17 protein-coding genes are annotated in these 15635 nt (G+C 62.0%); 4 read left to right on the top strand and 13 right to left on the bottom strand.

The features are described 5' to 3' along the window. Positions 1-12: 12 nt before the first annotated feature. The 13 genes from VB618_RS04620 to VB618_RS04560 form a co-directional block, all read right to left on the bottom strand. A complete protein-coding gene (locus VB618_RS04620) occupies positions 13-867 on the bottom strand; it encodes a branched-chain amino acid ABC transporter permease (protein ID WP_329795378.1) in 855 nt (284 codons plus the stop codon). A 65-nt stretch (positions 868-932) separates the two neighbouring features. Continuing rightward, positions 933-2090 (bottom strand): ABC transporter substrate-binding protein, encoded by a 1158-nt coding sequence (locus tag VB618_RS04615; RefSeq protein ID WP_329795377.1) that lies wholly within the window; start codon positions 2088-2090, stop codon positions 933-935. 60 nt (positions 2091-2150) lie between these two features. Continuing rightward, on the bottom strand, positions 2151-2912 hold the full coding sequence (locus VB618_RS04610; protein ID WP_329795376.1) for a GntR family transcriptional regulator: 762 nt from the start codon (positions 2910-2912) through the stop codon (positions 2151-2153). A gap of 39 nt (positions 2913-2951) precedes the next feature. Further along, positions 2952-3926 (bottom strand): PDR/VanB family oxidoreductase, encoded by a 975-nt coding sequence (locus VB618_RS04605; protein WP_329795375.1) that lies wholly within the window; start codon positions 3924-3926, stop codon positions 2952-2954. A 7-nt stretch (positions 3927-3933) separates the two neighbouring features. Next, positions 3934-5016, bottom strand: a complete 1083-nt coding sequence (locus tag VB618_RS04600; protein ID WP_329795374.1) for an aromatic ring-hydroxylating dioxygenase subunit alpha — start codon at positions 5014-5016, stop codon at positions 3934-3936. A 176-nt stretch (positions 5017-5192) separates the two neighbouring features. Next, a complete protein-coding gene (locus tag VB618_RS04595) occupies positions 5193-6368 on the bottom strand; it encodes an ABC transporter substrate-binding protein (RefSeq protein WP_329795372.1) in 1176 nt (391 codons plus the stop codon). A gap of 104 nt (positions 6369-6472) precedes the next feature. Continuing rightward, positions 6473-7489, bottom strand: coding sequence for a Bug family tripartite tricarboxylate transporter substrate binding protein (locus VB618_RS04590; RefSeq protein ID WP_329795370.1), 1017 nt, complete (start codon positions 7487-7489; stop codon positions 6473-6475). A gap of 144 nt (positions 7490-7633) precedes the next feature. Then, positions 7634-7948: a YciI family protein gene (locus VB618_RS04585; RefSeq protein WP_329795369.1), complete on the bottom strand. Its 315-nt coding sequence runs from the start codon at positions 7946-7948 to the stop codon at positions 7634-7636. Positions 7949-7952: 4 nt separating this feature from the next. After that, positions 7953-8819: a class III extradiol dioxygenase family protein gene (locus VB618_RS04580; RefSeq protein ID WP_329795368.1), complete on the bottom strand. Its 867-nt coding sequence runs from the start codon at positions 8817-8819 to the stop codon at positions 7953-7955. Beyond that, the gene (locus tag VB618_RS04575) at positions 8819-9172 is read right to left on the bottom strand and encodes an extradiol ring-cleavage dioxygenase (protein ID WP_329795367.1); all 354 of its coding nucleotides are present in this window, start codon (positions 9170-9172) and stop codon (positions 8819-8821) included. The genes VB618_RS04580 and VB618_RS04575 overlap by 1 nt, the downstream gene beginning before the upstream one ends. 4 nt (positions 9173-9176) lie before the next feature. Beyond that, entirely contained in the window at positions 9177-9932 is a 756-nt protein-coding gene (locus VB618_RS04570) for an alpha/beta fold hydrolase (RefSeq protein WP_329795366.1), read from the bottom strand. 50 nt (positions 9933-9982) lie between these two features. Continuing rightward, positions 9983-10969 carry a Bug family tripartite tricarboxylate transporter substrate binding protein gene (locus tag VB618_RS04565; protein WP_329795365.1) on the bottom strand — a complete coding sequence of 329 codons (987 nt, stop codon included), beginning with the start codon at positions 10967-10969 and terminating at the stop codon, positions 9983-9985. Positions 10970-11005: 36 nt separating this feature from the next. Beyond that, positions 11006-11884, bottom strand: a complete 879-nt coding sequence (locus tag VB618_RS04560; protein ID WP_329795364.1) for an amidohydrolase family protein — start codon at positions 11882-11884, stop codon at positions 11006-11008. Positions 11885-12021: 137 nt separating this feature from the next. Here VB618_RS04560 and VB618_RS04555 point away from each other — a divergent pair, with 137 nt between their 5' ends. The 4 genes from VB618_RS04555 (at position 12022) to VB618_RS04540 (ending at position 15611) form a co-directional block, all read left to right on the top strand. Continuing rightward, on the top strand, positions 12022-12984 hold the full coding sequence (locus VB618_RS04555) for a LysR family transcriptional regulator (protein WP_329795363.1): 963 nt from the start codon (positions 12022-12024) through the stop codon (positions 12982-12984). A 96-nt stretch (positions 12985-13080) separates the two neighbouring features. Further along, positions 13081-14169 carry a 4-oxalomesaconate tautomerase gene (locus VB618_RS04550; RefSeq protein ID WP_442931644.1) on the top strand — a complete coding sequence of 363 codons (1089 nt, stop codon included), beginning with the start codon at positions 13081-13083 and terminating at the stop codon, positions 14167-14169. A 33-nt stretch (positions 14170-14202) separates the two neighbouring features. After that, complete coding sequence (locus VB618_RS04545) at positions 14203-14922, top strand: PIG-L deacetylase family protein (protein ID WP_329795691.1); 720 nt, start codon at positions 14203-14205, stop codon at positions 14920-14922. Beyond that, positions 14919-15611: a 4-carboxy-4-hydroxy-2-oxoadipate aldolase/oxaloacetate decarboxylase gene (locus VB618_RS04540; RefSeq protein WP_329795362.1), complete on the top strand. Its 693-nt coding sequence runs from the start codon at positions 14919-14921 to the stop codon at positions 15609-15611. The genes VB618_RS04545 and VB618_RS04540 overlap by 4 nt, the downstream gene beginning before the upstream one ends. Positions 15612-15635: the final 24 nt, after the last annotated feature.

Raw genomic sequence — 15635 nt, 5'->3', positions numbered from 1 at the left:
GGTCCTGTTGGATCAGCGTGCACGTTCGAAGAGCCCTTGCGGTCGCAGAACGAGAACGACGATCATCAGCGTGTAGATGACGAAGGCGCCGACGCTCGGCACGTAGTACTTGCCGGCCACATCGGCGATGCCGAGGAGGAGCGAGGCCAGAAACGGCCCAGTGATGCTTGTCGTACCGCCGACGGTGACGACGATCAGGAAGTAGATCATGAACTTGAGCGGGAATGTCGGGTCGAGACCGAGGATCTCCGCGCCGAGTGCGCCGCCCAGGCCCGCAAGTCCGGAACCGAAGGCAAAGGTCGTGGCGAAGATCAGGCTCACATTGATGCCGAGCCCGCGCGCGACGCGAGGGTCATCTACTGCAGCCCTCAGGCGGCTGCCGAAACGGGTTTTAGTCAGGATCAGCTGCAGGGCGACTACGAGCGCGCCGCAGATGACGATGATGAAGCTGCGGTAGAGGCCAACCTGAACGCCCAGAATATCGATGCGGCCCTGGAGCCAACCCGGCAGCTGGATCAGCTGCTGCTGCGAGCCGAAGCTGTAGTCGATGGCAGCGACCGCCATGAAGACAAGCCCGATGGAGAACAGCACCTGATCGAGATGGCTGCGGGTATAGAGCCGCTTGTAGAGGGTTCTCTCAAGCACCAGACCGAGGAGCGCAGGACCGATGAAGGCGAGCGGCAGGGTTGCCAGGAAGGGCACCCCGCTCCGATTCATGAGCACGGCCGTGATGTACCCGCCCGCCATGGCGAAGGCGCCATGGGCAAGATTGACGAAGTTCATCAGGCCGAGCGTGACGGCCAAGCCACATGCCAGCACGAACAGCAGCATGCCGTAGGCAATGCCATCGAAGAGAATGGTGAGCACCGCGTTCTCCGAAAAACTTAAGGGAAGCGCCGCCCTTCAGCGGCGCTTCCTGTGGTGTGGTGAGATCAGTTGGCCTTGGCGGCTTTGACCGGATCCTTGACGTTCGGGATCGTGGCGAACTCCACGTTGTAGAGCTCCCCGTTCACCCGCTCGACCTTGCGCACATAGATATTCTGGATGATGTCGCGGGTCTGCGGGTCGATCGACACCGGCCCGCGCGGGCTGGTCCAGCTCATGCCCTTCATGGCGTCGATCAGCGCCTGACCGCCCTGGCCATTGGTCTTCTTCAGGCCCTCGTAGATCAGGTGCATGCCGTCATAGCCGCCCACCGCCATGAAGTTCGGCCGCATGTTGGGATTGGCTTTCTTGAACGCCTCGACAAAGGCCTTGTTCTCAGGGCTGTCATGGGACGCAGAATAATGCTGCGTCGTAATAGCACCGAGAGCGACATCGCCCATGCCGTTCAGAATATCGTCGTCGGTGACATCGCCGGGTCCGATCAACTTGACGCCGCTCTTGTCGAGTCCACGCTCCACGAACTGCTTCATGAACTGCGCACCGATGCCCGAGGGTACGAACACGAACAGCGCATCGGGCTTGGCATCCGCCACCTTCTGCAGGAAGGGCGAGAAGTCCGGGTTCGCCAGCGGCACCCGCAGGTTCTCTACCTGACCGCCTTTGGCTGTGAACGCTCCAGTAAACGCCTTCTCCGCATCGATGCCCGGACCATAGTCGGAGACCAGCGTCACGACCTTCTTGATGCCGTTCTGCGAGGCCCAATCCGCCATGGGCACGGTGGCTTGTGGCAGGGTAAAGCTGGTGCGCACGATGAACGGCGAGGCTTCCGTGATGGTAGCCGTAGCAGCAGCCATCACCACGGCCGGAACCTTCGCCTGCGTGGCCAGCGGCGCAGGTGCGAGAGCCAGCGGCGTGAGGCCGAAGCCTGCCATGACGGCGATCTTGTCGTTGACGATCAGTTCCTGTGCCAGGCGCTTGGTCACGTCCGCCACACCGGTGTCGTCCTTCACGATCAGCTGGATCTTCTTGCCTGCGACCGTGTCGCCCTTCTGCTGCATGTACAGCTTGGCCGCCGCCTCGATCTGCCGGCCCGTCGAGGCGAACGGCCCCGTCATCGGCAGGATGAGGCCGATCTTCACCGTCTCCTGTGCTAACGCTGCCCCGCTCAGCGCCAGCGTTACGGCGGCTGCTCCTGCAGCACGCATAAATGTCCGACGTCGCATGTGCTTCTCTCTCTTTCTCTCTAGCGTATTCGCCTTTGCATGTTAGGCGCGGATGCGCCTCTTGATGAGTGCGGAACCAGGCACGAGATCCATGTCCCTCTGGTTTGTCAGTGCGCGTTCCAGGTTGCGATGAGCGATGCGGGCATGCTCGCGCATGATGGCTTCGGCGCGGGCTCCCTCCCGCCGCTCGATGGCGGCAAGAACGCAGTGATGCTGGTCCTGTGCCACGCTGAGGATGTAATTCATCTCCGGGGAGCGTGACTGAACAGGAACCAAGGCGCTGGGCGAGGCGAAGGGCAGCGCGCTGGCCCGTTCGAGCTGCCGGGTCAGGGCCTGACTGTCAGCCATGCCAACCAGGATCTCGTGAAATTGAGCGTTCAGCTCCACATAACGCGAAAGATCGATATCCGTCGTATCGCGACGCATGAGCTCGTCGATGGCCTCAAGGCAGTTGGCAGCGTTCCGGATCTCCGTCCGGCTGACGCCCCGCTCGGCGGCCAGACGTGCTGCGAGGCCCTCAAGGGTCCCGCGGATCTCGATGGCCTCGAACACTTCCTTCTCCGAGAAGGTCTTGACGGAGAAGCCGCCGGATGGGATCGCCTCCAACAGCCCCTCTTCCTCCAACCGGATTAGCGCGGAGCGGACAGGCGTCCGGGAGACGCCGAGGCGCTCGACCATCTGCAGCTCGGAAACCCGTTCGCCGGGATTGAGCTCGCCGCGCAGGACAAGATCGCGCAGGGCAAGCTGCGCCCTCACGGTCTGCGTCACCGAGCGGTCGTTGCCATTTTCCGCGGCCTTGATCATGGTCCCCTCAATCCCTTTTCCGCGTTCAAGCTAGGCCGTTCACGCGGCCCTGTCAGCCGTGTCGATGGTAATATCCCCGCCAGCGACCCTGGATACGCAGGTGCAAAGCTTCCTGTTCTCGGCCTTCTCCTCGTCGCTGAAGAACACATCCCGGTGATCGACCGCCCCGGTCGTCTCGACAATGTACAAGGCGCAAAGGCCGCACTCGCCCCGACGACAGTCGGAGATCATCGCAACACCGGCTGCCTCCAGAGCTTCCAGCATGGTCCTGTTCGGCGGAACCTCAAGCTCCATGCCGAGCCGTGGAATCTTCACCTTGAAGGCTTCGGTGGCGAAGCGGCCGCTGTTGCCGAAAGTCTCGAAGCGCAACTGGTCCACAGGCCGGCCGCTCCTCTGCCAGGCGCGCTTGGCTGCCTCCAGCATCCCAATGGGACCGCAGACATAGAGCTCCCCGCCGGGTGCAAGCCGGGCGATCTCCGCGTCCAGATCGACACGAGCTCCCTCTTCATCGAGATACATCTGCAGTCGATCTCCGACCTGCGCCCGCATTTCATCAGCAAGGGCCATGTCCTGCCGGCCTCGGCACGCATAGAGCACGCGGAAATTCGCGCCGGCCTGCGCCAGGGCAAGCGCCATGGTGTAGATCGGCGTGATGCCGATGCCGCCCGCAAGCAGGAGGTATTCCGGCCGTCCCAAGCTGAGATCGAAGTGGTTGCCAGGGGTCGAGATGCTGAGCTGAGCGCCAGGCGAGAGGCTCCACATGTAGAGCGATCCGCCGCGGCTGTCGGGAAGGCGTTTCACGGCGATCCGGTAACGCCTGTCCGTGCAGGGGCCGACAGCGGAATAGGATCGGACATCCGGCCGCTCCCCGATCTGCACCCCCACATTGATATGGCTCCCCGGCGTCGGAGCGACGAACTCACCCTCTGGCTCGATCTCGAAGAGCCGGATGTCCGGGGTGAGGTCCCGCACCGAGCGCAAGGTTCCTTTGCGCCATTCGACCTGCTTACTCATCGCGAACCTACTCGGCCGCCTCGCTCGGCACGTGAGCTGGCTGCCCATGCTCGGCCTCCAGCATCGTGTCGATCAGCTTGCGGGCCCAGAGAGCACCGGCATCAATGTTCAGGTTGTAGAAAGGCAGGCGCGGGTTCTTGTCGATGGCCACCTGTTGCGCCTCGAGCACCACGTGATCCTGATCATAGACGCCTTTACCCTCGTTGACGTGCGCCTTGTTGATGTCGCGCGTGAGCTGCTCGTCATCCTTGCGGAACGTTCGCACGAAGTTCCAGAAGTAGTGACAGGTCTTGTCGGTTTCCGGTGTGATGGCGGCGAGGAACGCGCCATTCACGCCCTGCGAGCGATCACCCTGCGGCGCGCCGGTTCCGGTCACGGCCACACCTACGTCGCCGACCACCGTCGAGGGCGCCTGGAAGTAGATGATCTGCCACCGGTCCACGTGCTCGCCGGGCCTGTCGAGCTGCTTGGCCCAGAACGGCGGCGGCTCGATGTCGATCATCCAGCGGGTCACGGTTGCCGTGCGGTCCGTATGCGTGACGTCGAAGGGCGCGCTGGTGATCGCTTCGTCGCCGATACTGCCCGCATGGACATAAGTCTCGTGCGTCAGGTCCATGAGGTTGTCGATCACGAGGCGGTAATCGCATTTCAGGTTGTAGAAGGTGCCGCCTTCGCCCACCCAGTCAGCCCCGTCGTTCCAGTGGAAATCGGGAATTTTGTTTGGATCGGCAAGTGCCGGATCGCCGGGCCATACCCAGACAAGACGATGGCGCTCGGCCACCGGATAGGCGCGCACGCAAGCCGAGGGATTGATGGTCTTCTGGGCCGGCATATAGGTGCAGCGGCCTGCAGCATTGAAGACGAGGCCATGATACCCGCAGACCACCTCGTCGCCTTTGAGATGGCCCATGGAGAGAGGCAGCAGGCGATGCCAGCACGCATCCTCGAGCACGGCCACCTGACCATCCGAGCGACGGTAGAGCACCATATCCTTGTTGCAGATCGTCCGGGCAGCGAGCTCATGCTTGATCTCATGGCTCCAGGCCGCAGCGTACCAAGCGTTCAGCGGAAATGGTCGGGCATCTGTCATGGTCTTCCTCCACGGATGCAGAATGTATACAGACAGGGCGCCAAGACAACTATACGAAGTGCTATTGTGGCCCTTTTTCGTTGCTGCATAGCAGCAATTAGCGCGAGAGCGAGGTTGGTGTATACATAAAGGAAAAGCGCCGCATGTGCTGCGGCGCTGCCTGTGGTGTGGTGCGATCAGTTAGCCTTGGCGGCTTTGACCGGATCCTTGACGTTCGGGATCGTGGCGAACTCCACATTGTAGAGCTCCCCGTTCACCCGCTCGACCTTGCGCACATAGATATTCTGGATGATGTCACGCGTCTGCGGGTCGATGGACACGGGTCCACGCGGGCTGGTCCAGCTCATGCCCTTCATGGCGTCGATCAGCGCCTGACCACCCTGGCCGTTGGTCTTCTTCAGGCCTTCATAGATCAGGTGCATGCCGTCATAGCCGCCCACCGCCATGAAGTTGGGACGCGTGCCGCCACTCGCCTTCTTAAAGGCTTCCACGAACGTCTTGTTCTCGGGGCTGTCATGCGCGACCGAGTAATGATGCGTGCTGATGGCGCCGAGAGCCACATCCCCAATGTTGTTGAGCAGATCGTCGTCCGTCACGCTCCCTTCAGCGAGGAGGCGAATGCCGCTCTTGTCGAGGCCGCGCTCCACGAACTGCTTCATGAACTGCGCACCCACGCCGGAAGGCACGAAAGCGAGAAGCGCGTCGGGCTTGGCATCCGCCACCTTCTGCAGGAAGGGCGAGAAGTCGGGGTTCGCCAGCGGCACTCGAAGATTCTCTACTTGGCCTCCAGCTTTGGTGAAGACTTCCGTGAAAGACTTTTCCACGTCGATGCCTGGGCCATAGTCGGAGACCAGGGTCACGACTTTCTTGAGGCCGTTCTTGGCGGCCCAATCGGCAAGAGGGACGGTGGCTTGCGCGGCTGTGAAGCTGGTGCGCACGATGAAGGGCGAAGCTTCCGTGATGGTTGAGGTCGCGGCTGCCATCACTACGGCCGGAACTTTGCCTTGCGTGGCGAGCGGACCCGACGCGAGGGCCAGCGGCGTGAGGCCGAAGCCTGCCATGACGGTGATCTTGTCGTTGACGATCAGCTCCTGTGCCAGGCGCTTGGTCACGTCCGCCACACCGGTGTCGTCCTTCACGATCAGCTGGATCTTCTTGCCCGCCACCATGTCGCCCTGCTGCTGCATGTACAGCTTGGCCGCTGCTTCGATCTGCCGACCCGTCGAGGCGAACGGCCCCGTCATCGGCAGGATGAGCCCGATCTTCACGGTCTCCTGCGCCAGGGCTCCCCCGCTCAGGGCCAGCGTCACGGCTGCGGCTCCCACAGCACCTATGAATATCCGACGTTTCATCTCTTCTCTCTCCTCCCTTTGTGTTCCCTCAGCCTTCCTGCCAAGACACTTGCGGCCTCTTCACAGGAGCGGAGGTAAGGAGCGCCTTCAGGGCGCTCCTCAGCTCATTCTGGCTTAATTCCGGTGCGCTTCACGAGATCACCCCAGCGCACCATTTCCGTGGCGATATGGTTGCGGAACTCATCCGGCGAATTGGTCCAGACCTCGGCACCTTCCAGCGACAACCGCTCTGCGATCTCCGGAGCAGCCATGGCTGTTCTGATTTCGGTGTTGAGACGATCCACCACCGCTTTGGGCGTACCGGCCGGAACCAGGATGCCGTACCATTGCGATGCCTCGAAGCCTGGATAGCCCGACTCAGCAACGGTTGGGATAGTGGATGCTCCCTTGAGGCGTGAGAGACCGGAAACCGCAAGAGCCCGCATCGTACCGGCCTCTACATGCTGGAGCAGGTTGGGAGCACCAGTGAATGTGAGTTGCACACGTCCTCCAAGCAGATCCGTCACGGCAGGCGCGGTGCCCCGGTAGGGGACATGGGTCATGGAGATGCCGGCACGATCGGCAAGCGCCACCATGGCGATGTGGGCTGCACTTCCGATACCACCCGAAGCATAATTCAACTTTCCAGGGTTCTGCTTGGCGTACTCGATCAACTCCTGGAGCGTCTTGGCCGGCACATCCGGGTGAACGACGAGCATGTTGTGCACATTCGCAATACCGCTCACGGGCTCGAAGCTCTTCATCGGGTCATATTGCAGCTTTGGGTAAAGCGCCGGGTTGACCGCAAAGGTGCCGATATGGCCCATCACGAGCATGTGCCCATCCGCAGGAGAACGGGCAACGGAGGCTACGCCCACCGACCCCCCGGCACCCGGACGGGACTCCACGATCACCGGATTCTTGAGTGCTGTCTCAAGCCTTTGTCCGAGCAGACGGGCCAAGATGTCTGTCGATCCGCCAGGTGTGAAAGGCACGACCAGAATAATGTTCTGGCTCGGATAAGTCTGTGCCGGAGCGCGTGTGGACAGCGTAACGGCGGTCGTCCAGGCTGCCGCTCCCATCAGAACATGGCGGCGGGTGATGCTGGAGCGGACAGTTCCTCTGAACATGCCGTTTGTCATGCGAAGTCTCCTCCCAGGGCACCGCTCAGTTCATGCTGAGCAGTCGTGCCCATAAGACGCCATCAAACGACTCCTGAAACAAATTAATTCTTCGGCGGCATTGCTTAAAGAAATTCATATATGCGGGGCGGCCGCTCCTCTTCCTCAAGCGGTCATGGGATCAATGCGATGGGCCTGGAACCGTGAGGCCAGGGCTGTGATCTCGATCAATTCGACGAGGCCCGCGCGAGCGAATGGATCGTTCTGCGCAAAAGCCTGAGCAGCCTCCCGCGTGGGGGCCTCCAGGATCCCGAAATTCCCCATCGGGCTCTGCGCGTCGTCCTCCGTCAGAGCGCTGCCGATCAGCACCCTGGCGAGGCCGCCCCCGCCCGTAGCGACGTGCTGGCGGTGCGCATCCCGGTGCTGCTCGCGCAGTTCCGACATGCCCGGCTTGTGGCGGCAGATCATGAGCCAGTACATGACGCTATGCCGCCACCGCTGGAGAAGCCGGTGCCTTGTTCTCCATCACGATCATGCCGGCCCCCGTCATGGAAGCGGGCACGAAGTAGTGCTTGTGACGCACCACCACATCAGCATCCATTGCCCCGCGCATGACGAGCCACATCATCAGTTCCGCGCCTTCGCTGCCGAACATCTCCACGTATTGCTCGCGGGACATGCTCGCGAGCTTGTCGGGATCGGTCGCGATGTCATTCAGGAAGGCTTGGTCTGCCTTTGGATTCACGAAACCCGCACGAGCCCCCTGGAGCTGGTGGGACAAGCCGCCGGTGCCGAGAACAACGAAGCGTTCGTCGCCGGGATAGCTCTCGATGGCCTGCCGCAGAACGCGCCCCATCTCGTAACAGCGGCTCGGAAGCGGGATAGGATATTGGATCACGTTGACGAAGATCGGCACCACCCGCACCGGCCATTCGGCGGGGCGGCCCCAGAACAATTCCATAGGAACCTGAATGCCGTGATCCACCTCGATCTCCTGGCAGATCATCGGGTCGAACCGGTTCTCGATCAGGGTATCGATGAAATGCCAGGAGAAATCGACCGCACCCCTGAAAGGCGGAATGGCTCGAGGTCCCCAGCCCTCGTCGATCGGGCGGTATTCCTCGGCGCAGCCCACGGCGAAGGTTGGCACCTTGTCGAGGAAGAAGGAGTTGCCGTGGTCGTTGAAGATCACGACCGCCACGTCAGGCTTATGCTCCTTCACCCATTCCTGCCCTGGAATGTATCCGTCGAAGAACGGCTTCCAATCCGGCGTGTCACGCAAGCCTTTGTCAATCGCTGCGCCGATCGAGGGAACGTGGGACGTCCCTAATCCTCCGATGAGCTTCGCCATTATACTTTCTTCCCTAAACGGTTGCGCAGAAAATCATCGTGCTCCATCCCCGCCTGATGGGCACCGATCTCGGTGATGCGGACAGGATCGACGGCGGAGATCTTGAGGATGAAGAAGAGATTTCCGCCAAGCCGCACCATCTCACGCCAGTTGCGCGTCATGACGGCTTCCTTCTCCTCCGGTGTCAGGCCGAAGCGGTCGAGATAGGCGTTCTCGTCCTGCTTGAAGGACTCGCGGTTTTCAGGCTTGCTCAGACCCATCGCCATCTTGTTGATGCGGTATCCGCCCAACGAACGCTTGCGGTCGAAGAGCGGTGTGTCGGGAATGCGATCCTGTCCTGGCTTCTCTTCCATGGTGTCACCTCTCCATCGCTGCGCCGGTGTGCGTGCCCGCAAGCTTGGTCCCAACGCCCAGCCAGCGCAACAGGACGTTCGACACTTGCTCCGGCTGCTCGAGCAGGGTCATGTGGCCGCTGTCCTCGATCACCACGAGTTCCGCATTTGGGATCCTAGCAGCCATCTCCTCGTGCTGTGCGAGCGGACTCCACCGATCCTGGCGTCCAACCATGACCAGGGTCGGGCAAGCGATGCCAGCCAGACGGGGCATCAGATTGGGGCGGTTGAGGAGCGCCCGGATCTGTCGCTGGTGCTGCTCGGGCGTTGCCCGCATGACCATCTTTTTGAGAGGGGCAAGAAGCGCCTTATCCTCCGCCCGGTCCGCATGGACCATGGGCGGGAGCCATCGGTCGGCGAGAGCTCCCATGCCCTCTGCATATGCCAGATCCACCAGCACCTGCCGCTTGGCCTCCTCGCCTTCCCGGCGGGAGTCGACGCCAGTATCGATGAGGGCGAGCTTCACGATGCGCTCAGGCGCGAGGTGGACCATCTCCATGCCGACCCGGGCGCCCATGGAATGACCTATGGCGATGACCGGCCCCTCTACCATCGCCAGCGCGGAACGGGCCATGGCCCCAAGGGAGTCGTGCTGCGAGAAATCAGCGACGAGAACATGTGCATGGGGGCGTAGGGCCTCGATCTGCGCCGTCCAGACACTCGCATCGCAGAGGAGGCCTGGCAGAAGGAGGATCGTCGGATGCTCGTTCGTTGCCGTCATTGCTGCACTCCTCGGTGTGGCTGGGGAGGACAGTGATCAGAGGCCTCTCCTCATTGCTTCGGAATGCCTGCCTTCTCAATCACCGCCCGCCACTTTTCGATGTCGGCCCGGAGTCGCTCCTTGAGTTCCACAGGCGTCTCGCTGCGCGCTTCGATTCCGAGCTCCAGCAGCCGCGACTTGATTTCAGGAGCCGTAAGGATCTCCTTCAGGCTAGCGTTCAGCTTCTGAATGATCGGTTCCGGAGTGCCCTTCGGTGCAAAGAGAGCATTCCAGGATGTGACGTCAAAGCCAGAGATGCCAGTCTCCTGAACGGATGGAACATCAGGCAGTGCCGCCGAGCGGCGCGGACCCGATGTCGCCAGCGCCCTCACCTGCTGCCCCTCCAGGGCCGATTTCAATGCAGCCTGGGAGTCGATCAGGAGATGCGTGTCATTCCGGATCAGCGACACAATTGCGTCCGGCGTGTTGCGGAACGGGACGTGCCGGAAATCGACGCCTGCCTCGCCCTTGAACAGGACGGAGGTGAGATGCTGCGTGCTCCCGACCGCAATGGTCGCAACATTCAGCGTCCCTGGCTTGTCCTTGGCAGCCTGGATCAGGTCCTTGAAGGACTTGTACTCGGAATTCGCGTTCACCACGAAGAGGAAGTCGAAGGTGCCAAGGGTGGAGATCGGGACGAAATCGGTGAGCGGATCGAACGGCAGGTTGGCGAAGAGCGGCACGCTCACGGCCGTTCCGTTGGTGAGCATTGCCAGCGTCTGCCCATCGGGCGCGCTCGACAGGGCCGCACGCGCAGCCGTAATGCCGCCGGCGCCCGGCATATTCTCGACGACGAACCGCTGCCCCATCTTCTCGCTGAGCTTCTCGGCGACGATGCGGATCGTGACGTCAGCCACGCCGCCAGCGCCGAACGGCACAATGATCTTGACCGGGCGTGTGGGATAATCCGCCTGCGAGGACGCGGGACCGGGCAAGGTCAAACCCGCTGCCATTGCCAGTCCCAGCAGCATGGATCGTCTGGTGGTCGTTGCGAACATGCGTGCGTTCCCTCTTTAGCTTTTGATCTTGTTGTGTCACTGCCCGAAGCGGAACAGACGCGCCGGGTTGTCGACGAGAAGCTTCTGCCGGGTGGCAGCATCCGGCGCATAAAGCGGCACCAGATCGACCAGATCGCCGTCGTCCGGCATGACGGGCACGTTCGGATGGGGCCAGTCTGTTCCCCACAGAACACGGTCCGGCGCGGCCTCGACCAGAGCGTGACCGAAGGGGGCCACGTCGTGGAACGGCGGGCCTGCACGCGAAATCCGCTCCGGACAGGAGACCTTCACCCAGCACTTCTCGTCATCCCGCAGGAGATCAAGCAGGGCGACGAACCCGGGCTGCTCGAGTCCCTGGCTCGCATCGACCACACCCATGTGGTCGATCACATAGGGCACCGGAAGGCTCATCAGTCGGGGACGGAACTCGGGGATAAGAGTTGCCGGGAGATAAAGATCGACATGCCACCCAAGACCCGCGATACGCTCGACGACCCGGTCGAAGACGCTCATGTCGGGCATCCTTCCGAGCCGCGGCAGGAAGGTGAAACGGCACCCTTCGATTCCGGCCTCCGCCAGATCCCTCAATTGCCGGTCCTCAAACGTCTCATCGACATTGGCGATGCCTTTGTACCGTCCGCCGCTTTGCGCAATGGCATCGGTGACGACCCGGTTGTCGCGTCCATGCGGTGTGGCATTGACGATCACTGCCCGCTCGACTCCGAGACGATCGTGCAGAGCGCGAAACATCTCCAGCGGTGCATCCGGCGGCGTGTAGGGCCGCTCCGGGACATAAGGATAGAGGCGGTCAGGTCCGAAGATATGGCAATGCGTGTCGCAGCTTCCGGGTGGAAGCTTGAACGAGGGGACCCGCGGGTCGGGATGCGGCGGCGGGATCGTAGGCACTGACGTCATTCGTCTGATCGGCCCTCATCATGAAATTGATGACTCTCAGGAAACGCGACAGGACTGCAATGAAGCAAATGGTTTATTTTTGGCAATTGATGAATATGCTTCATATATAGCGGCAGCTCTCCTCCCTTGGAGCCTCCATGCGTATCGACTTCCTCGGCCTTCACGCCTTTGTGGCCATCGCGGAACGCGGCAGCTTCCAACTGGCGGCGGCTCATCTCAACCTGTCGCAGACAGCGCTCAGTCACAGGATCCGTAAGCTGGAGGAGGATCTCGGGGTGAAGCTCCTGTCCCGGACCACGCGAGAGGTATCGCTGACCCAGGCCGGCCTCAATCTGCTGCCCAAGGTGAAAGCCACCATCGAAAGCCTGTCGGTATCCCTGGATGCTCTCCGTGACGAGGGGCGCAGCCGTCAGGAGACCCTGTCCATCGGATGTCTGCCCACCATCGCGTCCGGGCGCCTTCCTTTTGCCCTGCGCCGCTTCCAAGAGAGGCATCCTGACGTTGTGCTGCGGATCTACGACAACTCCGCCACCGAGATCAGCAATCTGGTTCAGGATGGCACCATCGCCTTCGGCATCACCCTGGTCGCCGCCCATCGATGGGACTTCGACATTGAGATGCTGATCAAGGACCCCTTCACCCTCGTCTGCCCGGAGGATCACCCCCTGGCCTCCCAACCTACCGTGAGCTGGTCCGATCTCACGGAAGAGCCCTTAATCAGGATCAGCCCGCAGACTGGTAACCGCATGATCATCGACGATGCTCTGGGGAGCCGCCGGGAAGGCCTGACCTGGCGTTTCGAGGTCCAGCACATCCAGACGGCTGTCGCCCTGGTCAAGGCCGGGGTCGCCCTGACCGTGATCCCCAGCCGGGCCTTCGACTCCGTCGATGAGCGCGGCCTCAGGCTGGTGCCCTTGCGCAACCCGAGCATCACCCGCCAACTCGGCATCGTTTCACGGCGGGGAACGCCGCTATCCCCGCTTGCCGACGAGCTTCGCAAGATTGTCGTTGAGATCTTCACTGGCGAAGAGCGCACCCCTCTCAAGCGCACAGCCAAGAAGCCTGCACAGAGCGTGAAAAAAATTCATCAAAAGCCATAAACAAACCATTTGCTGCATAAAGCCCCCTGATGCACCCTCCCCGAACTTCATTTGTCACATCAGGGGAGAAGGACCATTCAGCCTCGCATTCCTTGCATGATCCTTCGGGGTGGCACCTCCAAGGGCGCCTATTTCCTGGCTGACGATCTTCCGTCCGATCCGGCGCGGCGCGATGCGCTGCTCCTGTCGGTCATGGGATCGCCCGATCCGCGCCAGATCGACGGCATCGGTGGCGCTCACCCTCTGACGAGCAAGATCGCCATCGTGTCCAAATCCAAGCACCCCGACTGCGATATCGACTTCTTGTTTGGGCAGGTCGGCATCGACAAGCCGAAGGTGGATGTCACGCCTAATTGCGGCAACATTCTTGCGGGCGTCGCGCCTTTCGCCATCGAGCGCGGCCTCGTGAAGGCTGTTGATCCCGTGACACGGGTGCGGGTGCATACCGTCAACACGGGAACGATCGCAGAGCTGACGGTGCAGACGCGTGACGGTCATGTGATCTATGGCGGCGATGCTCGCATCGACGGTGTGCCGGGCACCGCAGCGCCCATCGCAGTCGAATTCCTTGATGCTGCCGGCTCCGTCTGCGGCTCCCTGCTGCCGACCGGCAACGTGGTGGATCGCGTCGCGGGTGTAGACGTGACCTTGATTGACAACGGCATGCCGGTTGTTGTGCTTGAGGCTTCCGCCGTCGGGCGCACGGGATATGAACTGCGCGATGTGCTCGACAAGGACACGGAGCTGAAGGCCCGCCTGGAGGAGATCCGCCTGGAGGCCGGCAAGCTCATGGGGCTCGGCGATGTCTCGTCCAAGGTTGTCCCGAAAATGACCCTGGTGGCGCCTCCCGCTGCCGGCGGCCATGTCTGTACGCGCAGCTTCATCCCTCACGAATGCCATGCATCGATCGGCGTCTTTGCTGCCGTGACGGTTGCAACAGCCTGCGTGTTGCCGGGCTCTCCCGCATCGCGGATGGCCCAGATCCCTCCGGGACGCGAGAAGACCCTCTCGGTCGAACATCCTACCGGCGAGTTCAGCGTGGTGATCGAGGTCGGGGGCACTGAGGAGAACCCCGTCGTCGAGAAGGCCGGTCTTCTCCGCACCGCCCGCCTGCTCTTCGAAGGTCATGTTTTTGCGCATGAGTCGCTTGCGCTGTCTTCTGAAGCCGACCGCGACGCTGCTTAGCTTCTTTCAACACCTCCTTTTGAGGCCTCTATGATGACTGGAAAGACCGGACTTGTCGTCACCGCCCATCCTGGCGACTTCGTATGGCGCGCAGGCGGCGCCATCGCCCTTCATGCGAAGAAAGGCTATCGCATGAAGATCGTCTGCCTCTCGTTCGGCGAGCGCGGCGAAAGCCAATGGGCCTGGAAGAAGGGCGAAGTCTCGCTGGCCGAGGTCAAGGCGCAGCGGCGCGAGGAGGCTGAGCGCGCCGCCGAAACGCTCGGCGCTGAGATCGAGTTCTTCGATGCGGGTGATTACCCGCTCCACACCACTCCTGAGATGCTGGATCGTCTGGTCGATATCTACCGGAAGCTCAAGCCCTCTTTCGTGCTCACCCATTCCCTGGAGGATCCCTACAACGTGGATCATCCGGAGGCGACACGCTTTGCGCAGGAGGCCCGCATCGTCGCCCAAGCGGCCGGGCACAAGCCCAACCCGGACCTGGCCTACAATGCGCCACCGGTCTTCCTATTCGAGCCGCATCAGCCCGAGCAGTGCAACTACAAGCCCAACGTGATCCTCAACATCGACGACGTGTGGGAGACCAAGCGCAAGGCCTTCGAGATCTTGGCGGCGCAGAAGCACCTGTGGGAATACTACACCCGCGTGGCGCTGAACCGCGGCATGCAGGGCGGGCGCAACTCCGGACGTGCCATGACTTATGGCGAAGCCTATCAGCGTATCTTCCCACAGATTGTCGAGGAACTCGCATGAAGCCGGTTGTCGTCACCAACACGCCGCGCATCGGCCAGGACGTCGTCGACCGGCTTGCGGAGCTCGGCGTCGCAACCGCCCACGAGGCCATGGGCCGCTCAGGGCTCATGAAGCCCTATATGCGGCCGATCTGGTCGAGTGCCCAGGTGGCCGGCAGCGCCGTGACGGTGCTGGCGCAGCCAGGCGACAACTGGATGATCCATGTGGCCGTCGAGCAGTGCAAGCCGGGCGACGTTCTGGTCGTAGGAGTCACCACCGACAACACCGACGGCATGTTCGGTGACCTGCTGGCGACATCCCTAAAAGCCCGCGGGGTGGTCGGCCTCGTCATCGACGCCGGTGTACGCGACGTGAAGACCCTGACCGAGATGGGCTTCCCCGTCTGGTCTCGCGCCATCTCGGCCAAAGGGGCGGTGAAGGCGACCCTGGGCTCCGTCAACGTTCCCGTGGTCTGCGCGGGCGCGCTGGTGAAGCCAGGTGATGTGGTCGTCGCCGACGACGACGGCGTTCTGGTGGTGCCGAGACGGGAAGCCGAAACCGTGGCTATCGCTGGTGAAGCGCGTGTTGCCAATGAGGGCTCAAAGCGCGAGCAACTCGCTTCTGGCATTCTAGGCCTCGACCTCTACAAGATGCGAGAGCCGCTCGCGAACGCGGGTCTCGTCTACCTCGAATACAAGGATGAGGAGTAAGGGCAAAGCCCTTCTCCTGTCGAA

It is taken from the genome of Microvirga sp. CF3062 (assembly GCF_036314045.1).
In the GTDB taxonomy this organism is placed as follows: Bacteria; Pseudomonadota; Alphaproteobacteria; order Rhizobiales; family Beijerinckiaceae; genus Microvirga.
The sequence above is the reverse complement of the archived record's forward strand: the minus strand, read 5'-3'. Positions and strand labels throughout refer to the sequence as shown.